General features: G+C 53.4%; 23 protein-coding genes. 22 read left to right on the top strand and 1 reads right to left on the bottom strand.

What is annotated here, in order from left to right:
• The first annotated feature begins 240 nt into the window (after window positions 1-240).
• The 22 genes from RGQ30_RS16075 (at window position 241) to RGQ30_RS15970 (ending at window position 23,578) form a co-directional block, all read left to right on the top strand.
• Window positions 241-2,082 carry a phosphoenolpyruvate carboxykinase (GTP) gene (locus RGQ30_RS16075; RefSeq protein WP_130557258.1) on the top strand — a complete coding sequence of 614 codons (1,842 nt, stop codon included), beginning with the start codon at window positions 241-243 and terminating at the stop codon, window positions 2,080-2,082.
• A 93-nt stretch (window positions 2,083-2,175) separates the two neighbouring features.
• Window positions 2,176-2,976, top strand: coding sequence for a TSUP family transporter (locus RGQ30_RS16070; protein WP_130557259.1), 801 nt, complete (start codon window positions 2,176-2,178; stop codon window positions 2,974-2,976).
• 845 nt (window positions 2,977-3,821) lie between these two features.
• A complete protein-coding gene (gene mnmG, locus RGQ30_RS16065; protein WP_130557260.1) occupies window positions 3,822-5,765 on the top strand; it encodes a tRNA uridine-5-carboxymethylaminomethyl(34) synthesis enzyme MnmG in 1,944 nt (647 codons plus the stop codon).
• 5 nt (window positions 5,766-5,770) lie between these two features.
• A complete protein-coding gene (gene rsmG / locus RGQ30_RS16060) occupies window positions 5,771-6,439 on the top strand; it encodes a 16S rRNA (guanine(527)-N(7))-methyltransferase RsmG (RefSeq protein ID WP_298218656.1) in 669 nt (222 codons plus the stop codon).
• Window positions 6,440-6,469: 30 nt separating this feature from the next.
• On the top strand, window positions 6,470-7,246 hold the full coding sequence (locus tag RGQ30_RS16055) for a ParA family protein (RefSeq protein WP_130557261.1): 777 nt from the start codon (window positions 6,470-6,472) through the stop codon (window positions 7,244-7,246).
• A 19-nt stretch (window positions 7,247-7,265) separates the two neighbouring features.
• Window positions 7,266-8,147 (top strand): ParB/RepB/Spo0J family partition protein, encoded by an 882-nt coding sequence (locus RGQ30_RS16050; RefSeq protein WP_130557262.1) that lies wholly within the window; start codon window positions 7,266-7,268, stop codon window positions 8,145-8,147.
• Window positions 8,148-8,296: 149 nt separating this feature from the next.
• Window positions 8,297-8,629 carry an ATP synthase subunit I gene (locus RGQ30_RS16045; protein WP_130557263.1) on the top strand — a complete coding sequence of 111 codons (333 nt, stop codon included), beginning with the start codon at window positions 8,297-8,299 and terminating at the stop codon, window positions 8,627-8,629.
• A 2-nt stretch (window positions 8,630-8,631) separates the two neighbouring features.
• Window positions 8,632-9,492, top strand: a complete 861-nt coding sequence (gene atpB / locus RGQ30_RS16040) for a F0F1 ATP synthase subunit A (protein ID WP_130557264.1) — start codon at window positions 8,632-8,634, stop codon at window positions 9,490-9,492.
• Window positions 9,493-9,541: 49 nt separating this feature from the next.
• On the top strand, window positions 9,542-9,784 hold the full coding sequence (gene atpE, locus RGQ30_RS16035; RefSeq protein ID WP_130557265.1) for a F0F1 ATP synthase subunit C: 243 nt from the start codon (window positions 9,542-9,544) through the stop codon (window positions 9,782-9,784).
• Between the two features lie 71 nt (window positions 9,785-9,855).
• Entirely contained in the window at window positions 9,856-10,326 is a 471-nt protein-coding gene (locus tag RGQ30_RS16030) for a F0F1 ATP synthase subunit B (RefSeq protein WP_130557266.1), read from the top strand.
• A 24-nt stretch (window positions 10,327-10,350) separates the two neighbouring features.
• Window positions 10,351-10,884, top strand: a complete 534-nt coding sequence (locus RGQ30_RS16025; protein ID WP_130557267.1) for a F0F1 ATP synthase subunit delta — start codon at window positions 10,351-10,353, stop codon at window positions 10,882-10,884.
• A gap of 32 nt (window positions 10,885-10,916) precedes the next feature.
• A complete protein-coding gene (gene atpA, locus RGQ30_RS16020) occupies window positions 10,917-12,458 on the top strand; it encodes a F0F1 ATP synthase subunit alpha (protein ID WP_130557268.1) in 1,542 nt (513 codons plus the stop codon).
• A gap of 73 nt (window positions 12,459-12,531) precedes the next feature.
• Window positions 12,532-13,401, top strand: coding sequence for a F0F1 ATP synthase subunit gamma (atpG, locus tag RGQ30_RS16015; RefSeq protein ID WP_130557269.1), 870 nt, complete (start codon window positions 12,532-12,534; stop codon window positions 13,399-13,401).
• A gap of 38 nt (window positions 13,402-13,439) precedes the next feature.
• Complete coding sequence (atpD, locus tag RGQ30_RS16010) at window positions 13,440-14,831, top strand: F0F1 ATP synthase subunit beta (RefSeq protein WP_130557270.1); 1,392 nt, start codon at window positions 13,440-13,442, stop codon at window positions 14,829-14,831.
• Between the two features lie 69 nt (window positions 14,832-14,900).
• Window positions 14,901-15,320 carry a F0F1 ATP synthase subunit epsilon gene (locus RGQ30_RS16005; protein ID WP_130557271.1) on the top strand — a complete coding sequence of 140 codons (420 nt, stop codon included), beginning with the start codon at window positions 14,901-14,903 and terminating at the stop codon, window positions 15,318-15,320.
• A 161-nt stretch (window positions 15,321-15,481) separates the two neighbouring features.
• Window positions 15,482-15,871, top strand: coding sequence for a hypothetical protein (locus tag RGQ30_RS16000; RefSeq protein WP_130557272.1), 390 nt, complete (start codon window positions 15,482-15,484; stop codon window positions 15,869-15,871).
• 37 nt (window positions 15,872-15,908) lie between these two features.
• Window positions 15,909-16,733, top strand: coding sequence for a metallophosphoesterase (locus tag RGQ30_RS15995; RefSeq protein WP_130557273.1), 825 nt, complete (start codon window positions 15,909-15,911; stop codon window positions 16,731-16,733).
• Window positions 16,730-17,581 (top strand): hydroxypyruvate isomerase family protein, encoded by an 852-nt coding sequence (locus RGQ30_RS15990; RefSeq protein WP_130557274.1) that lies wholly within the window; start codon window positions 16,730-16,732, stop codon window positions 17,579-17,581. The genes RGQ30_RS15995 and RGQ30_RS15990 overlap by 4 nt, the downstream gene beginning before the upstream one ends.
• Before the next feature lie 26 nt (window positions 17,582-17,607).
• A complete protein-coding gene (locus tag RGQ30_RS15985) occupies window positions 17,608-18,036 on the top strand; it encodes a CoA-binding protein (RefSeq protein WP_130557275.1) in 429 nt (142 codons plus the stop codon).
• Between the two features lie 25 nt (window positions 18,037-18,061).
• On the top strand, window positions 18,062-19,156 hold the full coding sequence (gene hemE / locus RGQ30_RS15980) for a uroporphyrinogen decarboxylase (protein WP_130557276.1): 1,095 nt from the start codon (window positions 18,062-18,064) through the stop codon (window positions 19,154-19,156).
• Window positions 19,157-19,495: 339 nt separating this feature from the next.
• Complete coding sequence (locus RGQ30_RS15975) at window positions 19,496-21,532, top strand: primosomal protein N' (RefSeq protein WP_420915182.1); 2,037 nt, start codon at window positions 19,496-19,498, stop codon at window positions 21,530-21,532.
• Window positions 21,533-21,577: 45 nt separating this feature from the next.
• A complete protein-coding gene (locus RGQ30_RS15970) occupies window positions 21,578-23,578 on the top strand; it encodes a UvrD-helicase domain-containing protein (RefSeq protein WP_130557277.1) in 2,001 nt (666 codons plus the stop codon).
• 56 nt (window positions 23,579-23,634) lie between these two features.
• On the opposite strand, the gene RGQ30_RS15965 is transcribed toward RGQ30_RS15970, so the two are convergent.
• Complete coding sequence (locus RGQ30_RS15965) at window positions 23,635-24,273, bottom strand: NAD(P)H-binding protein (protein WP_298218276.1); 639 nt, start codon at window positions 24,271-24,273, stop codon at window positions 23,635-23,637.
• Window positions 24,274-24,292: the final 19 nt, after the last annotated feature.

Below are 24,292 nucleotides of genomic sequence, written 5' to 3'. Positions count from 1 at the left end.
TTTCTCCACTTTACATGCCTTGTGCCGGAAAGCAAACACAGTATGGGTTTAGTCCATCAGACCTATAGGAAAAAATTATTTCCGTTTGCTTACAACATGTTAAACTCGTGGGCTAAGTTTGCGGACAAGCGACAAAACAATCGCCCGTGTGCGTGATGGTGATGTGTTCCGGCTGAGCCCGTTGAGCCCCATTTTGCCCCCGTACAAAAGAATTACATTTGTCTATCTGGAGGTTTTAGCATGAGTGCAGTGCTGTCTATGGTCAGCCAGACCGTGCCGTCGTATGTGAAGCACAAGAAACTTGTGGCTTGGGTGCAAGAAATTGCAGCCCTGACCGAGCCCAAGAATATTGTGTGGTGCGATGGTTCACAAGAAGAATATGAACGTCTTTGCGCAGAAATGGTGGAGGCGGGAACGCTTCGCAAACTCAACCCTGAAAAGCGCCCCAACTCCTACCTGGCCTGGTCTGATCCCTCAGACGTTGCCCGCGTGGAAGATCGGACCTACATCTGTTCTGAAAAGAAGGAAGATGCTGGCCCAACCAACAACTGGGAAGATCCCGCAAAAATGCGCGCCACTTTGAATGGTTTGTTCAAAGGTTCCATGCGCGGTCGTACCTTGTACGTCATTCCGTTTTCAATGGGTCCTTTGGGTAGCCCGATTGCACACATCGGCGTTGAATTGTCCGACTCGGCTTACGTGGTGACCAACATGCGCATGATGACGCGCATGGGCAAGGCCGTGTACGACGTGTTGGGCGAGAATGGCGAGTTCGTGCCTTGTGTTCACACAGTGGGCGCACCTTTGGAAGCCGGTCAGAAAGATGTTGCATGGCCTTGCAATCCAGACACCAAGTACATCGTTCACTACCCTGAAACACGCGAAATCTGGTCCTATGGTTCTGGCTATGGTGGCAACGCCTTGTTGGGCAAGAAGTGTCTGGCATTGCGTATTGCGTCCACAATGGGCCGCGACCAAGGCTGGTTGGCCGAGCACATGCTGATCCTGGGTGTTACAAACCCCGAAGGCAAGAAATACCATGTTGCAGCAGCGTTCCCTTCTGCATGCGGTAAAACCAACTTCGCAATGTTGATCCCTCCAGCGTCCATGAAGGGCTGGACTGTGACTACCATTGGTGACGACATCGCCTGGATCAAGCCCGATGCCAACGGCAAACTGCGTGCGATCAACCCGGAAGCTGGTTATTTTGGTGTGGCTCCTGGTACCAACACCAAGACCAACTCCAACTGCATGGCGTCATTGAATGCCAACGTGATTTTCACCAACGTTGCGCTAACTGATGATGGTGACGTGTGGTGGGAGGGTCTGACCAAGGAAGCGCCTGCACACCTGGTCGACTGGACAGGTAAAGACTGGACACCGGATTGTGGTCGCAAGGCGTCCCATCCGAACGCCCGCTTCACGGTGGCCGCTGAGCAGAACCCCGTGATCGACAGTAACTGGGACAACCCGGCCGGCGTTGAAATTGATGCGTTCATTTTCGGCGGTCGCCGTTCCACCACAGTGCCTTTGGTTACCGAAGCTCGCAACTGGGTTGAGGGTGTTTACATGGCCGCGACCATGGGTTCAGAAACCACTGCCGCTGCATTTGGTCAACAAGGTGTGGTTCGCCGCGATCCTTTTGCCATGTTGCCTTTCTGCGGTTACAACATGTCCGACTACTTCCAGCACTGGCTGGACTTGGGCAACAAGTTGGCAGCCTCTGGCGCCAAACTCCCAAGTATCTTCTGCGTCAACTGGTTCCGCACCGACGCCGAAGGCAAGTTCATCTGGCCAGGTTTCGGCGAGAACATGCGCGTGTTGAAGTGGGCTTTGGAGCGTGTTGAAGGCAAAGGCAATGGTGTTGAACATGTATTCGGTACTTCACCCAGCTATGAAGACATTTCCTGGGATGGTCTGGATTTCAGCAAGGCTGAGTACGATTCAATTACCGCAATTGACAAAGCTGCATGGCAACAAGAGCTTCAGTTGCACGCCGAGTTGTTCGAGAAGTTGAGCCATAACCTGCCAGCGCAACTTGAACAGACGAAGGCTCAAATCGCAAGTCGCCTTGCTGCCTGATTCGGTTTAAATGTTTTGACTTCTTTCTGACACTCCAGAATTAGTCCTATGAGGGCGCCCACAAGGCGCCCGTTTTCTTTTGGCGAAATCCTTATGTTTGAACAAATCGAGTTGTGGGTTCTGATCACTCTTTGTGCGGCAGCTTTCGCTGCTGGGCTCATCGATGCCATGGTGGGCGGGGGTGGGCTCATTCAGATCCCCGCTTTGTTTGGTCTAATGCCCGGTCAGGGACACGCCACATTGTTGGGTACCAACAAGATTTCAAGTGTAGTGGGCACAAGTTTCGCGGCGTATCGCTATTCAAAAGCCATCCAGGTGCCCTGGAATGCAGTATTGCCAGCCACAGCAATGGCCTTGATGGGTGCCTATGGTGGTGCCTATGTAGTGACCCAGATTTCGACGGAAGTACTTCGCCTGATCCTTCCGGTGTTGCTTGCCGCTGTGGCTGTTTATACTTTTTTGAGAAAAGATTTGGGGGGCGTTCATGCACCCAAACTCGATGTAAAACGAGAACGAATCTTTGGTGCTTTGGTGGGGTTGTTGATCGGATTTTATGACGGTTTTTTTGGTCCAGGTACTGGATCATTCCTGATGGTGGCCTTTGTCGTATTTTTCGGGTTTGATTTTCTTGCAGCCACGGCAGGTGCAAAGATGGTCAACATTGCATGCAACCTGGCCTCCTTGGCCTGGTTTGCTCCAGCGGGGCATATCATTCTTTCACTTGGCCTGTTGATGGCTGCATTCAATTTGGCCGGGGCCAAAGTGGGTGCTGGGCTCGCGATTCGTAAAGGTGCTGGCTTTGTGCGCAAGGTGCTGCTCGCTGTTGTCTGCCTGCTGATCTTGCGTACAAGCTATGACAGTTATTGGCCCTATCTGAGAAGCTGGCTTGTTTGAGAGATGTTTCACGTGGAACATTTATTGAGTAGGCCTTTTGCTTGACGTTCGTTGTTGCTCATCACGGCTTTCGTAGCGCATGCTTTGTGTGATGTTCGTTACCGCTCATCTCGCCTTGGCCAAGGCTTGTTTACCTTTTTCTTGATTCTGGCTTGGGGCAGGCGAAACGCAAAGGCGTCTTCGCCTCGATTGCCTGCGCAATAGCCCCGCGCTGCGAATCAGCCGGGAAGCCTTGTCTTGAATCGGCAAGATGATGCGGCAATCAAACACCTCACAGGCTGCGAACTTGCGCCGGAGAAAGGGCTGGTGATTCAATGAACACCTCAGGTCGCAGGTCGCTTTCAGCATGTCACAGGCACGATCCTTCGAGTTTGCAAAGGCAGCATTGCCCTCGCACCGCCATTCGAGAAAGCCTGCCCGTTTTGAATTCACACGCCACGTTCGGCGATCAGCCGACACAGGGTTCGGCCGTCTGTTTTGCCGAACCCTGTGAGTCAGTGTGAACTTCAAAAAGGGAAATACAGGCTTTCGGCGGAAGAGGGTACGCGCCTTTGAAAACGAACGAAGGACAGGCGCCTTTGCAAACGAAAGAAGGACATGCGCCTGAGCAAAGGAAGAAGCAACAAGCGCCTTTGCAAACGAACGAAGAACATGTGGGCCTAAGCAAATGCACAAAGGTCTACGCCGGTAAAGTTTTCGGTTTTGTGTTCCACGTGAAACATGTTCACTTGGGCAAAATCCCGCAGGGGCATATAATTGCGCCAATGCATTGGAACCTGCACTGCAGGGGCCAAAAGTGAATTCCAAGTTCAATGAATGCCGGCACACTGTGCCAGGAGCAACACATGTTTTATCCCGAAGAATTCGATGTCATCGTAGTAGGTGGTGGTCACGCAGGTACCGAAGCTGCACTTGCCGCTGCGCGTGCAGGTAGTAAAACTTTGCTGTTGACCCACAACATCGAAACCCTGGGTCAAATGTCTTGCAACCCTTCCATTGGTGGCATTGGCAAAGGCCATCTGGTCAAGGAAGTCGATGCGCTGGGCGGTGCAATGGCCATTGCCACGGATGAAGCGGGTATTCAATTTCGAATTTTGAATGGTTCGAAGGGCCCCGCTGTTCGTGCTACCCGTGCCCAAGCGGACCGGGTGCTATACCGCCAAGCCATACGGACACGTCTCGAAAATCAACCTAACCTGAGCCTGTTCCAGCAGTCGGTTGAAGACTTGTTGTTGGACGGTGACCGAGTGTGCGGTGCTGTCACGCAAGTCGGTTTGAAGTTCAAGGCAAAGTCAGTGGTGTTGACAGCGGGTACATTTCTGAATGGCAAGATCCATGTTGGCTTGCAAAATTATTCGGCGGGACGGGCAGGGGACCCACCTTCCATTGGCCTCGGCCAGCGCCTTCAGGAAATGAAACTTCCGCAGGGGCGTTTGAAAACGGGTACTCCGCCGCGTATTGATGGCCGCAGTATTGATTTCTCGGTGATGCAGGAACAACCGGGTGATCTTGACCCAGTGCCTGTATTTTCCTATTTGGGCAATGCAGCCATGCACCCACGCCAACTGCCGTGCTGGATTACGCACACCAACGAGCACACCCACGACATCATTCGCGGTGGTCTGGACCGCAGCCCAATGTACACCGGTGTCATTGAAGGAGTCGGTCCCAGGTACTGCCCATCAATCGAAGACAAGATTCACCGTTTTGCAGACAAGGCTTCACATCAAATTTTCCTGGAGCCCGAGGGCCTGACCACCAACGAGTATTATCCAAACGGGGTATCGACGTCCTTGCCTTTTGATGTGCAGCTGAATTTGCTTCACTCCATCAAAGGCCTGGAAAACGCCTACATCATGCGGCCTGGCTACGCGATTGAATACGATTACTTCGATCCGCGCGCACTGAAAACCACGCTGGAGACGAAGTCGATTGAAGGGCTTTTTTTCGCGGGGCAGATCAATGGCACCACCGGTTACGAAGAAGCCGCTGCACAAGGTTTATTGGCCGGCTTGAATGCTGCCTTGATGGCACAAGGAAAAGACCAGTGGACCCCGCGTCGCGACGAAGCCTATCTAGGCGTGCTTGTAGACGACTTGACCAGCAAGGGTGTGGCTGAGCCTTACCGCATGTTCACCAGTCGTGCTGAGTACCGCTTAAGCCTGCGAGAAGACAATGCAGATCAACGCTTGACCCCAATAGGTCGCAAGCTGGGTTTGGTGGATGATATTCGATGGAAAGCATTCTCGGAAAAGCGCGAAGCCGTTGAACAGGAAAAACAGCGATTGCGTTCCACGTGGATCAATCCAAAAATTGTGGCTCAGGCCGAAGCCGAACGGGTTCTGCACAAAGGCATTGATCGAGAGTACAACCTGTATGACTTGCTCAAGCGTCCGGATGTCAGCTACATGGATCTTTGCACTTTGAGCAAAGAAAGCGGCGATTTGGCGTTGACAGAACCCTTGCAGCACAGCGACCTTATTTCCCAACTGGAAATTGAGGTCAAGTACGCGGGGTATGTCCTGCGCCAGCAGGCCGAAGTGGAAAGGGACGTGGGCAATGAGTCTATTCGCATGCCGGCTGATTTTGATTATTCTGGCGTCAATGGCTTGAGCAAGGAAGTTCAACAGAAGCTGAACATGCACAAACCGGAAACAATCGGACAAGCCGGGCGTATTCAAGGCGTCACCCCAGCGGCCATTTCTCTGCTGTTGGTTCATTTGAAAAAGCGGGATCTGCTGAACAGAGCCAGCTCAAGTGATACGGATAAATCGGAGCAAGTGGCTTGAGTTCCGTGCAAAGAAAACCGAAATCTGAAATGTTGGGGTTGCCTGAACAAACACTGCTTGATCAGGGAATAGCCCAGCTTCGCCTGGGCTTGAGTGCAGCACAGCACCTGCAGCTATTCAAGTACGGGCAGTTGATCCAGAAGTGGAACCGGGTGTACAACCTCACCGCCATACGCAGCAACCGTGAACTGGTCACGCATCACTTGCTTGATTCCCTGGCTGTGCTGCCTGAAATCTCGTTCGCACTTCAAGCCACACCCAACCCGCACCTGCTGGATGTGGGTGCAGGTGCTGGGTTGCCCGGCCTGGTGCTGGCCATTGCACAACCCAATTGGCATGTCACGCTGATTGACACAGTTCAAAAGAAGGCCGCGTTCATGCAGCAGGCCATTGCAAGTTTGGGTTTGAACAATGCGCAGGCTGTTCACGGACGGGTGGAAGAACATCTGCCAGCCAAAGGGTACGATCTAATCTGCTCAAGAGCGTTTTCAAGTATCGACAATTTCATTGCCCTGAGTGAACATCTGCTTGCACCCGACGGTCAATTTGCCGCCTTGAAGGGCAGGGTAGAGGTCGACAGCGAAGTGCCTCCCGGATGGCGAATCGAGGCGCTTCATCCAATTCAAGTACCATTCCTGGACGAGGCAAGGCACTTGTTCATGATTAAACGCTAAAATCGAAGCATTCAATCACAGGACAAGAAGATGGCGAAAGTTTTCTGCATTGCCAACCAGAAGGGTGGCGTCGGAAAAACCACCACTGCGGTGAACCTTGCCGCAGGCTTGGCCATGGCCAAGCAGCGTGTTTTGCTGGTCGATCTTGACCCCCAGGGCAACGCAACCATGGGTTGTGGTATCGACAAGCGTAGCGTCAAGCACACTGTGTATCAGGTGTTGGTTGGCATGGTAGGTGTCGCTGAGGCCACGGTGCGCGCAGAAGGCGATTTCGACGTGCTGGCGGCCAACCGCGAGCTGGCCGGTGCTGAAGTTGAAATGGTTGAGTTTGAAAACCGTGAAGTCAAGTTGCGCGAGGCCATCAATGAGGTGGACGACCAATACGACTTTATCCTGATCGATTGTCCCCCTGCGCTTTCCCTGCTGACTTTGAACGCCTTGTGCTGTGCCAACGGTGTGGTGATTCCCATGCAGTGCGAGTACTACGCGCTGGAGGGTTTGAGTGATTTGGTGAACACCATCAAGCAGGTGTGCAAAAACCTGAATCCCCACCTGACCATCATTGGGTTGCTGAGGGTCATGTACGATCCTCGCATGACGTTGGCTCAGCAAGTGTCTGCGCAGCTTGAAAAGCACTTTGGTGACAAAGTGTTCAAAACCATCATTCCCCGCAATGTTCGTCTGGCCGAAGCGCCCAGCTACGGTGTGCCGGGTGTTTTGTTCGACAAGTCCAGCAAAGGCGCAAAGGCCTATCTCGATTTTGCCAACGAAATGGTTGAGCGATTGGGCTTGCCTGTTGTTGCATAAATAATTTTCAAAAGAACATATGAACGCAATCAAACGCACCAAGGGCCTTGGAAGGGGCCTGGAAGCATTGTTAGGCCCCTCGGGTGATGACAGCACCAAAGACATGGGCGAGCAGGTCATGACCCTGTCCTTGGGCAAGCTGCAAGCCGGCAAATATCAGCCACGCTCAAGGATGGACGAAAGCTCACTCATGGAATTGGCTGAGTCGATCAAAAGCCAAGGCATCATGCAGCCAATCCTCGTGCGCCCCATTGGTTCGGGCAAATACGAAATTATTGCTGGTGAACGCCGTTTCCGCGCCTCAAAATTGGCAGGTCTTCAGGAAGTGCCGGTCCTGGTTCGTGCCGTGCCTGATGAATCGGCACTGGCCATGGCTTTGATCGAAAACATTCAGCGAGAAGACCTCAATCCGCTGGAAGAAGCACTGGGGGTGCAACGTCTGATTCATGAATTTGATCTCACCCATGAAGATGCCGCCCGTGCAATCGGTCGATCTCGCAGTGCAACAAGCAATATGTTGCGTCTATTGAATTTGGCTGAGCCGGTTCAAACCATGCTGCTTGCAGGTGATATCGAAATGGGGCACGCCCGCGCCTTGTTGGCCTTGACCGCCGCTGAGCAAATTGCGTGTGCCAACGAAGTGGTCAACAAACGACTGTCTGTGCGTGAAACAGAAAAACTGGTTAACGACTGGGCCAGTAACGGTGACCGCGTGGCCTCCAAACCGAAACAAACGGCGGATGTACGCCGTTTGGAAGAGGGTTTGGCAGACTGGCTGGCGAGCGCTGTTCAATTAAAAGCCAATTCAAATGGCAAGGGCAGTGTTACTATCAAATTTAACAATCTGGATGAACTCGACGGCGTGCTTCAGCGCATCGGCTTTCCCAAAGAAGAGCTTTGAGATTTGCACCAAAGCGGTGTGAAAAATAAGCCATTTTCGTTTGACTAGGGGGCGTACAAACCCCTATAATCTGCCGGTTTGTCAAAAACACGTCCGCCGTACGGGAATACACGTACCCGATCAAGGTGAAATGTGGCAGCGCAGCAAATATGTGGAAAATAGTTGGACTCCAATGGGTCGTCGGGACGGCAGTGTGCCTCCTCATGTTGTTGGTGTCTACAAACCACGCGCAGTCTGCTGCATGGGGTTTCGTGGCTGTAGCGTTGCCGAGCACACTGTTCGCCGCACGACTGGCCATGGGCAGTAAAACCCCTGCGGGTGGCACGTATGTGTTTTTGGCCGGAGAATTCTTGAAGGTAGGCGCAACAGTCGCAATCATGTATGCAGCGAGTCAGGTTGACCCGAACATTGTTTGGTGGTCCCTGATCCTCACGGCGACGGTCACCCTCAAAAGCTATTTTTTAGCATTTTTCTTGAGATAAGTATGTCATCTTCACCGAATGGGCTAACTGCCTCAGAGTACATCGTCCATCACTTGCAGCATTTCGCAACCGATAAGCAAAAATTTATCGTCGATTTCTCGGTGATCAACCTGGACACGATGTTCTTCTCCATCTTGTCTGGTTTGATCGTAATCCTCATGTTGCGTAAAGCAGCGTCCAAAGCCACGTCTGGTGTACCAGGCCGTTTTCAGGGCTTTGTCGAAATGATGGTGGAGATGGTTGAAAACCAATCCAAATCTATCGTTCATGGCGACCGCAGCTTCATCGCGCCACTGGCTCTGACCGTGTTCCTCTGGATTATTGTCATGAACGCCTTTGACTTGGTGCCCGTTGATCTGATTCCAATGGCCTGGGGCCAACTGCTGTATAGCCTTGGCTTCGCTGCCGATCCAGGCGACCCCTACATGCGCGTGGTGGCTACAGCTGATCTGAACGGTTCACTGGGCATGTCTTTGGGTGTGTTGTGCCTGATGCTGTACTACTCGGTCAAGATCAAGGGCGCTGGCGGTTTTGTTCATGAACTGTTCTGTGCACCATTTGGCTCCAATCCACTTCTGTGGATCCCCAACTTTGCGCTTAACCTTGTAGAGTTTGCAGCCAAGACAGTGTCTTTGGGCATGCGACTGTTCGGCAACATGTACGCAGGTGAACTGGTGTTCATGTTGATCGCCTTGCTGGGTGGTGCTGCTGCCCTGTCCTTGGGTGGAGCCTTTGCATTCCTTGGACACGTGCTGGCAGGCACAATTTGGGCCATCTTCCACATTCTGATTGTGGTGTTGCAAGGCTTTATCTTCATGATGCTGACGTTGATTTACATCGGCCAGGCACATCAAGCGCACTAAGATTTTTTAAGTTTTTTGGTTTTCATTTTTTTAAATTTAAGGAGTTGTCATGACTGATTTGGGAATTGTTGCTATCGCTTGTGCGTTCATTATTGGTTTGGGTGCGATTGGCGCCTGTATCGGAATCGCGATCATGGGTGGCAAGTACATGGAAGCGTCTGCACGTCAGCCTGAGCTGATGAACGAACTTCAAACAAAAATGTTCGTATTGGCCGGTCTGATCGACGCAGCTTTCTTGATTGGCGTAGGTATTGCGATGATGTTCGCATTCGCCAACCCGTTTGTTGCTTAACTCGCCCAGTTACCTTGAATAACTCCGTGACGGCCCCCGGTGGGGCCGTCGCGACATGAAGGAAACATGCCGTGAACTTAAACGCAACGCTGTTTGCTCAGCTCGTCGTTTTCTTCATCTTGGCTGTCTTCACGATGAAATTCGTGTGGCCACCCTTGATCAAGAGCATTGATGAGCGTGCAAAAAAAATCGCAGACGGCCTGGCCGCTGCAGAACGTGGTAAGCAGGCTTTGGCAGATGCCGGTCGTAAAGCTGAACAGGAACTGGCTGTAAGCCGCTCCGAAAACCAGCAACGCCTGGCTGAAGCAGAAAAGCGTGCCCAGCAGATTATCGAAGAGGCAAAACAACAAGCCGAAGTTGAGCGCAAGCGAATTCTTGCGCAGGCTGAAGCGGAAGCTGTAAACGAAGCACAACGTGCCCGTGACCAGTTGCGCGATCAGTTGGCAACACTCGTGGTGAAAGGCGCAGAACAAATCCTGAAGAAGGAAGTAAACGCCCAGGCCCACGCGGATTTGCTGAATCAACTGAAAGCCGAGCTGTAAGCCCAACGCTTAAGGAAACACAACATGGTCGAACTATCCACCATCGCCCGTCCTTACGCTGAGGCAGCGTTTCAAGTTGCAAAAACTTCAAACCTGAACCAGTGGAGTGATTGGCTAGAGTCGTGGTCGGCAGTCGCAAGCAACGACGACATCAAATTGCTGGTCAGCAACCCAAAGTTGACTGACGAGCAAGTGTTGAAAGTGTTTGTTGAACTGACCAAGACACCGGCGGAAGCGCAAGCAACTAACTTTTTGGCTGCGCTTGTGGAAAATGGCCGTTTGCTGGCCTTGCCAGAAATCGCTCGACAGTTCGAAGAATTGAAGAACAGTCACGAAGGTTCGGCAGATGCGGTAATCGCTTCTGCTTTCCCAATGACTGATGCTGAAGTTCAAAACGTACGTGGCGCATTGGAAAAGAAATTTGGCTCCAAACTGAACGTCACAGTTCAGGTGGATGAATCACTGATTGGTGGCGTTTGCGTCACTGTGGGTGACCAGATTTTGGATAGTTCGGTGCGCGGCAAACTCAACGCGATGAAGGCGGCTTTAACAGCCTAACTTGGCCCTCAAACGTAATTGGAGCAATCAATATGCAGATTAATCCCTCTGAGATCAGTGAACTGATCAAGAGCCGGATCGAAGGCCTCGGATCATCGGCCGACATCCGGACACAAGGTACTGTAGTGTCCGTGAGCGACGGTATTTGCCGCGTTCATGGTTTGTCAGATGTAATGCAGGGTGAAATGCTGGAATTTCCTGGCAACACCTTTGGTTTGGCGCTCAACCTGGAACGTGATTCCGTGGGTGTCGTTATTTTGGGTTCTTACGAGCACATTTCTGAAGGCGACATGGTCAAGTGTACCGGCCGCATTCTGGAAGTACCCGTAGGTCCCGAGTTGCGTGGTCGTGTGGTGAATGCATTGGGTGTGCCTATTGACGGCAAGGGCCCAGTCAACGCCAAGATGACAGATGTGATCGAAAAAGTGGCCCCTGGCGTTATTGAGCGTAAATCAGTAGACCAGCCACTGCAAACCGGCGTGAAAGCGATTGATGCCATGGTTCCTGTTGGCCGTGGTCAGCGCGAATTGATCATTGGTGACCGTCAGACTGGTAAAACAGCCGTGGCGATCGACGCGATCATCAACCAGAAAGGCACAGGCGTAACTTGCGTGTACGTGGCAGTGGGTCAGAAAGCCTCCTCCATCGTGAACGTGATTCGCAAACTCGAAGAGTTTGGCGCACTGGAGTACACCATTGTTGTGGTGGCCTCAGCTTCCGAGTCAGCAGCCATGCAATATCTGGCTCCTTACTCTGGCTGCACCATGGGCGAATACTTCCGCGATCGCGGTGAAGATGCCCTGATTGTGTACGATGACCTGTCCAAGCAAGCCGTGGCTTACCGTCAGATTTCCCTGTTGCTGCGTCGCCCACCAGGTCGCGAAGCTTACCCAGGAGACGTGTTCTACCTGCACAGCCGTTTGCTCGAGCGCGCATCACGCGTGAACGCTGAATACGTTGAAAAATTCACCAAGGGTGAAGTAAAGGGCAAGACCGGTTCATTGACCGCCCTGCCAATTATTGAAACCCAGGCTGGTGACGTTACTGCCTTCGTTCCAACCAACGTAATTTCGATTACTGACGGCCAGATCTTTTTGGAAACCGACTTGTTCAACGCCGGTATCCGTCCAGCGATCAACGCGGGTATTTCCGTGTCTCGCGTGGGTGGTGCAGCGCAGACCAAGGTGGTCAAAAAGCTGTCAGGCGGTATCCGTACCGACTTGGCCCAGTACCGTGAATTGGCTGCGTTTGCGCAGTTTGCTTCCGACTTGGACGAAGCAACCCGCCGCCAGCTGGAACGTGGCCGCCGTGTGGTTGAATTGCTGAAACAGCCCCAGTATGCCCCATTGAAAACATGGGAAATGGCACTGGCTCTGTTCGCAATCAACAATGGTTATTTGGATGATGTCGAGGTTGCGAACGTTCTTCCTTTCGAGGTTTCTCTGCGCCAGTTCATGCAGACAAGCCACAAGGACCTGATCGATCGTATCGAGCAGACTTACGAGTTGTCGAAAGACGACGAGCCAAAGCTGCACGAGGCCGTGAAATCATTCAAGAAAACTGGCGCGTATTAATCAGAGCGATCTGATTGTACCCACCGCATAACCCGGAAGGTCTTGTACCTTCCCGGTCATTGGAGGAAATACGATGTCAGGAATGAAGGAAATCCGGACCAAGATCAAGAGCGTGCAAAACACGCGAAAGATCACGAAGGCGATGGAAATGGTGGCTGCGTCCAAAATGCGCAAAGCCCAGGACCGTATGCGTTCGGCTCGTCCCTATGCGGACAAGGTTCGTAACATTTGCGCCAACCTGGCCAAGGCAAACCCTGATTACCGCCATGAATACATGGTGGAGCGCAACGAAATCAAGAACGTTGCTGCGATTGTTGTAACAACAGACAAAGGCTTGTGCGGTGGCTTGAACACCAACATCCTTCGACTGGTGACCAGCAAGTTTCAGGAGTTTGGCGCCAAGGGTGCAAAAGTACGGGCAACCGCAATCGGTACAAAGGGCGCTGGCTTTTTTAACCGGATTGGTGTTGAAGTGACTTCCAAGGTTACCGGACTTGGTGACAAGCCCCACCTGGAAGCATTGATCGGTGCAATCAAGGTACAACTTGATGCCTATGTTGCAGGCGAAGTGGATGCGGTTTATCTGGCATACACCCGCTTTGTCAACACCATGAAGCAGGAAGCAGTGTTCGAGCAATTGCTGCCCTTGGGCGGTGAAAGGCTGCAAGCCGATGAAGGCTCCACATCGTGGGACTACATCTATGAGCCGGATGCGAAGGCCGTCATTGACGATTTGCTGCTGCGTTACATCGAAGCATTGGTGTACCAGGCTGTGGCAGAAAACATGGCTTCAGAACAATCAGCACGTATGGTTGCGATGAAGGCAGCGTCAGACAACGCCAAGAATGTGATCAGTGAACTGCAACTTACCTACAACAAAGCCCGTCAGGCTGCCATTACGAAAGAATTGGCAGAGATCGTCGGCGGCGCGGCGGCTGTGTAAGCGGAAGTTCGGGACGATTTTGAATTAAGGAAATAACGATGAGTACTGCGACAAACGAAGGAAAAATCGTACAGTGTATCGGCGCGGTTATTGACGTTGAGTTTTCACGCAACAACATGCCGAAAGTGTACGACGCGCTAACCATGGAAGGTTCCGAATTGACACTGGAAGTTCAGCAGCAGCTGGGCGACGGTGTGGTTCGTACCATCTGTTTGGGTGCATCAGACGGCCTGCGCCGTGGCATGGCTGTGACCAACACAGGCAAGCCAATCTCCGTACCCGTGGGCCAAGGCACACTGGGCCGTATCATGGACGTATTGGGTCGCCCAATCGACGAAGCCGGTCCTGTGACCACTGAGTCAACACGTGCCATTCACCAGAATGCACCTGCTTTCGACGAGCTGTCACCTTCGACAGAACTGCTCGAAACCGGCATCAAGGTGATTGACTTGATCTGCCCGTTCGCCAAAGGCGGCAAGGTAGGCTTGTTCGGTGGTGCGGGTGTGGGCAAGACCGTGAACATGATGGAGTTGATCAACAACATCGCCAAGCAGCACGGTGGTTATTCCGTGTTCGCCGGTGTGGGTGAGCGTACTCGTGAGGGTAACGACTTCTACCACGAGATGAAGGACTCCAACGTTCTGGACAAGGTTGCACTGGTTTATGGCCAGATGAACGAGCCTCCCGGCAACCGTCTGCGCGTTGCGTTGACTGGCTTGACCATGGCTGAATACTTCCGTGACGAAGGCCGTGACGTTCTGCTGTTCGTGGACAACATCTACCGCTTTACATTGGCCGGTACTGAAGTGTCCGCGTTGCTGGGTCGTATGCCATCAGCGGTGGGTTACCAGCCAACACTGGCCGAAGAAATGGGTCGCTTGCAAGAGCGTATTACTTCGACCAAGAAGGGTTCCATTACTTCCGTGCAAGCTGTTTACGTTCCTGCGGATGACTTGACCGACCCGTCACCTGCTACAACGTTTGCTCACTTGGACGCGACAGTTGTGTTGTCTCGTGACATCGCATCACTGGGTATCTACCCAGCGGTAGATCCACTGGATTCCACATCACGCCAGGTAGATCCCAACATCATTGGTGAAGAGCACTACAACGTGGCCCGTGGCGTTCAGCAAACTCTGCAGCGTTACAAGGAACTGCGCGACATTATCGCGATTTTGGGTATGGACGAATTGTCTCCAGAAGACAAGCTGGCCGTGGCTCGTGCGCGTAAAATCCAGCGTTTCCTGTCACAGCCTTTCACTGTGGCTGAAGTGTTTACCGGTTCACCCGGCAAGTACGTGTCACTGAAAGAAACCATTCGCGGCTTCAAGATGATTGTGAACGGTGAGTGTGATCACTTGCCAGAGCAGGCTTTCTACATGGTTGGTACCATCGACGAAGCTTTCGAAAAAGCCAAGAAAATTCAGTAATCCGACTGGTGTGTCGTGTGCCGGTCAAGGTGAAAGCCAAGACCGGTGCCCATCACAAAGGAAATGAGTATGTCGACAATCCACGTGGATGTGGTGAGTGCGGAAGAATCAATCTTCGAAGGCGAAGCAGAATTTGTTGCTTTGCCCGGAGAGCAGGGTGAGCTGGGTATTTTCCCACGCCACACCCCGCTGATTACACGCATCAAGCCCGGTACAGTTCGCATCAAGATTGCAGGTCAGGCCGAAGAAGTGGTGGTGTTTGTGAATGGCGGTGTGTTGGAAGTTCAACCCAACTCAGTGACCGTTCTGGCAGACACAGCGCTTCGCGGTACCGACCTGGATGAAGCCAAGGCAACTGAAGCCAAGCGTTTGGCTGAAGAAGCACTGGCCAATCGCAGTGCGGACATTGACTATGCTCAAGCACAGGCTGAATTGGCTTCCGCGATTGCACAGTTGCAGGCCATCAAGCGCTTGAGAAAAGTACGCTAAGCAGTAAAGTCGCCTAAACCTTTCAGGTTGAAGCAGGCTGAAAAGCCAACTAGAAGCCACGGTGAAAGCCGTGGCTTTTTTCTTGGCAGGACCAACCATTAACGGTTTTGGAACTACCGCTGGGATACAACGACATAAAGGGCTACACAGGAGCCCAATTTATGTACAAGAAATTTGATGATTTACTGAATGATCTCGCTCGGTCACGCCCCACTGAACAATCAAAAGATGGACGTTTGTTTTTCTTCAATGAACAGCCAGTGGCATTGATTCCGGGTGAAATGGAAGGTGTGCATTGGATGGATATTCACATCGAGTTGAAACGCTTTCACGTAGACACTTTGGCAGCCGCTTTGAAGGTATTGCAGGCCAACCTGGAAATGGGTTCGTCTACGCCCATTCCAACCTGGTTTGCAATCAACGACAAAACAAGCAAGCTGGTGTTCATCAATCGTCTGGACTGGAGATACATCACAGCCAAGGTGCTTGAAGACCACATTTTGCGCTGCATCGAACAAATGGGCGAAGCCTTACGTACCGAGGGTGTGTAGGTCATTTATCCCAAAAAGGTCGGGTTAGAATACACGAATGAAAATTGCTCTGTATTCCGACCTGCATCTGGAAACGATGCGCAACTTTCCGGCCTTGGCTGCGGTACCTCGTCCAGTCAATGGCGCGGATTTGATCATTCTAGCCGGTGATATTCATCAGGGCACTCAAGGACTCCAAGCCTTGGCAGACTTGCAGGAGGCTGACCACATTTATGTGGCTGGCAACCATGAGTATTACCACCATGACATCGAAATCCTGGATGACCACCTGTTTGAACTTGCTGCGCAAAAAAAGCTGAATTACCTGCAAAGAACCAGCGCAGTCATTCAAGGCGTTCGTTTTTTGGGTTGCACCTTGTGGACTGATTTCAATATTCAACCGGGCTGGCGCTTTGGTGCCGAATTGGTCGCAAAGGCTTTTTTACCCGACTACAAACTGATTCGCTTGCGTGGCAAACAATTCACGCCCAGCATGGGCATCGAGTTGCATCGACAAAATATTGACTGGCTGGAGTCAGCGCTCGCGGTGCCCTTTGATGGCAAAACTGTGGTGGTTACCCACCATGCACCGCACCCGCAAAGTATTCACCCCCGATTCAACCTGAGCCCGATCAACGCGGCTTTTGTGTCTGATCTGGGTCACTTGATGGGCAAGGCCGATGTCTGGGTGCATGGGCACATGCACGATTCGTTCGATTACACTGTTCATCAAAACGGGGGCCAAACCCGCGTGTTGGTGAACCCTCGGGGTTACGTGCGAAAGAAGGGCAAGGCCCGGAAAATGGAACGGGGACAGGTGCAAGTTACACCGCAGGTTTTCGAGAACCCGTTTTTCAATCCGCAATTGGTGTTTGAGGTATGAGGCTGGCTGCCAATCTGAGCTGGCTGTACACCGAGTTTGATTTCCCTGAGCGCCTGCAAGCCTGTGCAGACGACGGGTTTCGGCACGCCGAATGTATGTTTCCCTATCATTACTCTGCCACGCTGCTGCGCGAAAAAGCAGATTCTGCCGGGGTGTCCTGGGTGCTGATCAATGCACCGGCGGGTGACTGGGCGGCGGGTGATCGTGGCCTGGCCGCATACCCTGAGCGAAGAGACGAATTCAGAAGGTCCGCAGAGCAGGCCGCGCGCTACGCGCAAGTGCTGGGGGTGCAGAAAATACATGTACTCGCCGGGATTGTTGATCTTGAGAATTCCGACGCAGTGACCACGGCTTGGGCCTGTTACGAGAAAAACCTGCTGTGGCTGGCCGACACGATGAAGGGCGAACCAATTGATTGGCTGATCGAGCCCATTAACCGTTTCGACATTCCAGGGTATTTGCTGGCAGATCAGGCCACAGCACACGAACTTGTCAATCGTTTGGGACAGCCCAACCTGGGCGTGCAGATGGATTTGTACCACTGCCAGCGAGCGGAGGGGAATGCTTTGGCTGCCCTTGCGCAATACCTGCCCACTGGCCGCGTCAGGCACCTGCAAATTGCAGGTGTGCCCAAACGTGATGAGCCCCAAGGTGAAACGTCAGCAAATGAGTTTGTTAACGGTGCCGTCCTGAATTACGCAGAGGTGTATCAGCAACTGCTGGCTTTGGGATATAGCGGTGACATTGGTTGTGAATATCGACCCAAAGCCACCACCCGTGAAGGGCTGGGCTGGGTCCGGAACACCGGATTTTCAGGCACAATGGAGGCCTTCAAACCAAGAGCTTGAGCGGGTAACCGTTTGGGGCAGTTCATATGGAAGACGCTGAATTAAAACAGTTGCTGGAAAATACAAAAACCATCGCTGTGGTGGGTTTTTCGTCGCAGGCCCACAAGCCCAGTTTCTTTGTAGCGAAATACCTGCAAACCCAGGGTTACCGAATTTTGCCGATTAACCCGGCTTTACAGGGTCGACCCAGTGGCTTGATGGGAGAGGCCTGTTACCCCGACCTGAAAACCGCCATTGAGGAAACCGGTTTGAAGATTGACCTGGTAGATGTGTTTCGCCGTGCTGAACACACCCCGGAAGTGCTGGCGCAAGCCATGAATGTGGGCGCGGGTGCTGTATGGCTTCAACAGGGAATCCGCAATGTGTTGGTTGAGGCCAAGGCGAAGGCTGCAGGCTTGCCCTTTGTTATGGATCGTTGCTTGAAAACCGAGCACCAGCGCCTGTTTCTAAACTGAATTCACTGAATAAGCATCAAAGACCATGAGCAGCTTCCAGCCTGTCAAAAACGACACTTTTTTGCGCGCACTGCGCCGCGAACCTACTGAATACACACCAGTCTGGTTAATGCGCCAGGCAGGCCGTTATCTGCCGGAATACCGGGCCACGAGGGCCAAGGCCGGCAATTTCATGGGATTGTGCACCAACCCGGAAGCTGCGTGCGAAGTCACCTTGCAACCCCTTGACCGATACAAGCTGGATGCTGCGATCCTGTTTTCAGACATTTTGACGGTGCCCGATGCGATGGGTCTGGGCTTGTATTTTGAAGAAGGTGAAGGCCCGAAATTCGAGCGCCCGCTGACCACAGAAGACGATGTAGCCAAACTCGCAGTGCCGGACATCGGTAGCAGCCTGAAGTATGTCACTGACGCAGTCAGCACCATCCGTGGTGCGCTGGGCGGCCGTGTGCCTTTGATTGGTTTCTCTGGTAGCCCCTGGACCCTGGCCTGTTACATGGTGGAAGGCGGTGGCAGCCGCGAGTTCCGCAAGGTCAAAACCATGTTGTACAAGCGCCCGGACCTGATGCATAGAATTCTGGAAGTGACTACCGAGGCGGTCAGCCAGTATTTGAGGGCCCAAATTGAAGCGGGTGCGCAGGCTGTGATGATTTTTGACAGTTGGGGTGGTGCGCTGGCCGATGGTGCTTTTCAGAAATTCAGCCTGAACTACATTCGCAAAATTGTAGCCAGTTTGCCTCTGCAGGCGAACCGGGGAAGCTTTACCGAGGATATTCCCTCGATTGTGTTCACAAAGGGTGGCGGTTTGTGGCTGGAAGATATTGCGTCGACCGGTGCAAGTGCTGTGGGTGTGGATTGGACGGTTAACCTGGGCCAGGCGCGTGCACGTATTGGTGACCGTTGCGCCATTCAAGGCAATCTGGATCCCAATGTGCTGTTTGCCGAACCTGCTCAAATTGAGGCGGAAGTGGCCAAAGCACTCGAAAGTTTTGGTGTGCCACAAGCCGGGGCGGGCCATGTCTTCAACCTGGGGCACGGCATTTCACAATTCACCAATCCGGAGAGCGTGGAAGTGATGGTAAACGCTGTCCACAGCTACAGCCGTAAACAAAGGCAGTAAGTATTTGGAGTTATGCACATTTTTGGCGCATCGCGCAAGGTGTTTTTTTTTGCACTGCATGATGCGCTGAAAGGCAGAGCCCACATTTAAGTGTTTGTTTTAAATAGAAAAAATATCACTTAACAATATTTACACTTTACAAGGCACGCATCCTGATGTAGCGGCGATGTGTGAATAATCCACGGATGTCCACAAAGTTATCCACATTGACATCGGGAAAATTTTGTTATCCGTTTATTTCAAGCCAGCTAGTCCATGAACTTAAAGTGAGCTGTGAAGACAGACCCAAGCCTCCCGACTTCACCTGATTCCAACCCGGAACTTAATCTGCTCGTTAGCGTGCTGGTTGCTGCACCGCTTCCCAAAGCATTTACCTACATTTGGGGGAATAATACGTCCCCCAGATTCGGGATGAGGGTGATTGTGCCGTGGGGGCGACAGCACCGAATCGGGTTGATACAAGGTGTTGCAGCAGATCAGTCAATGGCGGACAACATCAAGGCCGTGCATACAGTGCTGGACCAAGGTGAGTGCCTGACCACCGAATGGCAGGCGCTGATTGAATTCGCTGCTAGGTATTACCACCACCCTTTGGGCATGATTGCTCTTGAGGCCTTGCCCAAGGCGCTTCGGGTATTGAATGCGCGCGGGGAAGAGCCCGTGATGGTGGCGAAGTCGCGTGAGCATGCATTCAAGCTGCTGGCCGAGCGCAGTGACCCCGTTGCCGCAAGCAAAGCCGGCAAAACCAGGTCCGACAAAGCAGACAAGCCAGTGCTGAACCCTGAGCAAGGGGAGGCGGTTGCACAGTTTTCCAATGCACAGGGTTTTCAGCCTTTCTTGTTGTATGGCGTAACAGGCAGTGGCAAAACCGAAGTGTATTTGCACACGGTCGAAGAACGCCTGAAGCGCGGGGAACAGGTGCTGGTGTTGCTGCCGGAAATCAATTTGACCCCGGCTGCCCAGGCCCTGTACAAGGAGCGCCTGGCACCCCACCGCGTGGTGGTGATGCACAGCAACCTGGCCGAGTTGACCCGAACCAAGGCCTGGTTCGAAGCGGCCACGGGTGCAGCTGATGTGATCATTGCCACCCGGCTTGGCGTGTTGACCCCGCTGCCTCGTCTTGGTTTGATCGTGGTGGACGAGGAACACGACCCTTCCTACAAACAGCAGGATGGCATGCGCTACCATGCCCGCGATTTGGCTCTGATGCTGGCCAAACAGCGCGAGGTGCCCATTGTGTTGGGTTCTGCGACCCCTGCCTTGGAAAGCTGGTTGAAAGCGGACCAGGGGGCTTACAAGCGCCTCACCTTGAAGAACCGGGCGGTGCTGGGTGCCAGCCTGCCCAAGGTGGAATTGATCAACACAGCCAACTTCCCGGCCAAAGAGGGTTTGAGCGAGCCTGCCATGCAGGCGCTTGTACAAAACTTTGAAGCCGGCAAGCAAAGCATTGTGTTTTTGAACCGCCGGGGCTACGCCCCGCAAATGGTGTGCAATGCCTGTGGTTGGGTGGCCAATTGCGACCACTGCACCGCCCACATGGTGTGGCACAAGAATGAACGCATGCTGCGCTGCCACCACTGTGGTGCAGGTCAAAAGGTGCCCACGCATTGCCCCACCTGCGGCAATCAGGACCTGACCGGTTTTGGGCGTGGAACCCAGCGCATTGAAGAAACCCTGGGCGGTTTGCTGCCCACAGCCAATATCTTGCGCATTGATGCTGACAGCACCCGCAACAAGGGGCAGATGGAGGCGTTGCTGCAACAGGCTCACAGTGGTGAAGCGGATGTGCTGGTGGGCACCCAGATGATTGCCAAGGGACATGATTTTGCAAATGTCACGCTGGTTCTGGCCTTGAATGTGGATGCGTCGCTGTATTCGCATGCCTATCGCGCCCCTGAACGCCTGTTTGCCCAGTTGATGCAGGTGGCAGGACGGGCTGGGCGCAGGGCAGGTGACGCCCGCATGGTGGTGCAAACCCGCTACCCGCAGCATCCGCTTTTTGATGCCTTGAAGGCGCACGATTACGAAACCTTTGCCCATCACGAAATGCAGGCCCGCAAAGACGCCCGCATGCCCCCGTTTTCACACCAGGCCACCATTCGTGCGGATCACAAGAAGCTGGCCAATTGCCTGCAGTTTTTAAGCATTGCTCGGGAATTGGGTGAACCCTTGGTGGATGCAGACAACCCGGTGTTCATGTGTGACCCGGTGCCGCTGACGGTGGTGCGGGTGGGTGGTATTGAGCGCGCTCAAATGCTGATCGAAAGTGAATCACGACCCGCCCTGCATCGGTTCCTCACCCAGTGGCTGGTGCAGTTGCACGAGTTACCTGGTGGCGTTCGCTGGTTTTTGGAAGTGGACCCAGTGGATCTCTAAGTGCCTCTGGTACAGTAATGCCTTCCCCTGAGGTGTCCCCCCAGTATGTCTGTTGGCCTGAACAAAGCCCAAAGTGAAGCAGTGAATTATGTGGATGGTCCCTGCCTGGTGCTGGCCGGGGCGGGTTCGGGCAAAACACGCGTGATCACCCAGAAAATCGCGCACCTCATTCAAAATCAAGGGGTGAGTGCCAAGAACATTGCGGCGGTGACCTTCACCAACAAGGCCGCCAAGGAAATGGAAGAGCGCGCTGCCAAGTTGCTGAGCGGCGCCGAGGGCAAGGGCTTGCTGGTGTGTACCTTTCACAGCCTGGGCATTCGGATTTTGCGGGAAGAACACAAGCACGCGGGCCTGAAAAGCCGTTTTTCCATTCTGGACGCCACCGACACCTATGGATTGGTGCAGCAACTGTACGGCACCACCGACAAACAGCTGATACGCAAGGCGCAAAGCGTCATTTCACTGTGGAAAAACGGGCTTGTAGACCCCGACCAGGCATTGGCGCAAGCCACCACGGAAGACGAAGGCCACATTGCCCGCCTGTACAAAAGCTACGAGGCCACGCTGGCTGCCTACCAGGCCGTGGACTTTGATGATTTGATCTTGAAGCCCACGCGCCTGTTGGCCAGCAATGAAGAAGTGCGAAACCGCTGGCAAAACCGCCTGCGCTATTTGCTGGTGGACGAGGTGCAAGACACCAATGCCTGCCAGTACGACTTGCTGCGTTTGATTGCCGGGCCACGCGCCATGTTCACCGCCGTGGGCGACGACGACCAGGCCATTTATGCCTGGCGCGGTGCCACGATTGAAAACCTGCGCCAGCTGACCGAAGACTACCCACAACTGAAAGTGATCAAGCTGGAGCAGAATTACCGCTCCACCTTGCGCATTTTGCAAGCTGCTAACCGCCTGATTGAAAACAACCCCAAGCTGTTTCCAAAAACCTTGTGGAGCGAACACGGCCCCGGTGAGCCGATCGTGATCAGCCCGATGGCCGACGACGAACACGAGGCCGAACAGGTGGCGATGATGTTGAGTGGCCACCGCTTTGAGCGCCGCGCCAAGTACGGCGACTATGCCATTTTGTACCGCAGCAACTTTCAGGCTCGTATTCTGGAACAGGCGCTGCGTCGCCAGAAAATTCCGTACATTCTGAGTGGCGGGCAAAGCTTTTTCGAGCGCGCTGAAATCAAGGATGTGATCGCTTACCTGCGCTTGCTGGTGAACCAGGACGATGACCCTGCCTTCATTCGCGCGGTGACCACGCCCAAGCGTGGCATTGGCCAAAAAACGCTGGAAGCCTTGGGTACCTATGCGGGCACGCGTGGCGTGTCACTGTTCGAGGCCATTTTTGAAACCGGTGCAGAAAGTCATTTGAATGCCGGCATGGTGGATGCCTTGAGAACCTTTGGCACCTACATCAACAAACTGGAATACCGAGCGCAGCGGGAACCTGCGCGTGATTTGCTCAACGAGCTGCTGGCCACCATCAAGTACGAGGAATGGCTGTATGAGCAGCAGGACGAGCGCGGTGCGCAGGCCAAGTGGCAAAACGTGCTCGACTTCGTGAAGTGGATGGGCGACAAGGGCGAGGAAGAGGGCATCACCCTGCTTGACCTGACCCAGAAGGTGGCCTTGATGACCATGCTGGACCGGCAAGACGACGGCACCCGGCCCGACGCGGTGCAGCTAAGTACCTTGCACGCGGCCAAGGGGCTGGAGTTTCCCCACGTGTTTCTGATTGGCTGCGAGGAAAGCATTTTGCCCAGCTTCGGAGATGGGGAAGGGCGCGAACTGACAGATGACCGCCTGGAAGAAGAGCGCCGCCTGATGTACGTGGGAGTGACACGCGCCCAGCGCAGCCTGAACATTACCTGGTGCAGAAAGCGCAAAAAAGCGCGGGAACTGATCAGTTGTTTTCCATCGCGTTTCATCAAGGAACTTCAACTGGAAACCGACAAGGATTTGCCCGACGACACGCCCAAAATGAGCCCGAAGGACCGCTTGAGTGCATTGAAGGGCTTGTTGACGAAAGTCGGGCCTTAAATAGTCTTCTGCAACCGCGCATTTGCAAATTCAAGTTTGAATGTCGGTTTGCGGATTCACTGAAAGCTTTCAGACTCCAGCACTTTTACGCCAGCTTCGGCTTTCAGTGCTTCCTCCAGCATGACCCGCGCCAGTTTCTCCGCTTTCACACTGCGCAGGCGTTTGGGCAGCAATGGGTTGAACAGGCGGCTGGCGACCAATCCAATTTCTTCTCCCAAGCGGAATTCTTCGCGATGGCCATCGAGCAGGCCTGGGCGTGCAATAACCACGCCGGGTACCCCCGAGTTTTTAACAGCCTGTTCGGCTTCGCCCTTGGTACGCAGGTAAAGGCCACGGGCCTTGGGGCTGGCCATCATGGCGGAATTCAACACAAAGCAGGGCACGCTGTGCTTGGCCGCCAGTGAGGCGAACTGGGCCACCAGCGTGTAATCGACAAAGCGAAATTGCTCGGCTGTTTTGGCCACCTTGATGGTGGTGCCCAAGGTGCAGACCACGGCATCCGCTCGCCACCAGGGTGCTTCTTCGGGAATGGCGTTGAAATCGATTAGCTGGTTCAGCAGCTTGGGGTGTGGGGTGATGGGCTTGCGCGACAGGGCGACGACTTTGCCCACCTGGGGGTGGGCAAGCGCTTGCAGCAGCACGCTTTGGCCAACGACGCCCGTGGCGCCTACCAACAGGATGGTTTTTTGAATCATTGGTTTTTCCATGTTTGCT

Source organism: Limnobacter thiooxidans (genome assembly GCF_036323495.1).
In the GTDB taxonomy this organism is placed as follows: Bacteria; Pseudomonadota; Gammaproteobacteria; order Burkholderiales; family Burkholderiaceae_B; genus Limnobacter; species Limnobacter thiooxidans.
This window is presented reverse-complemented; position numbering and strand designations above follow the sequence as displayed.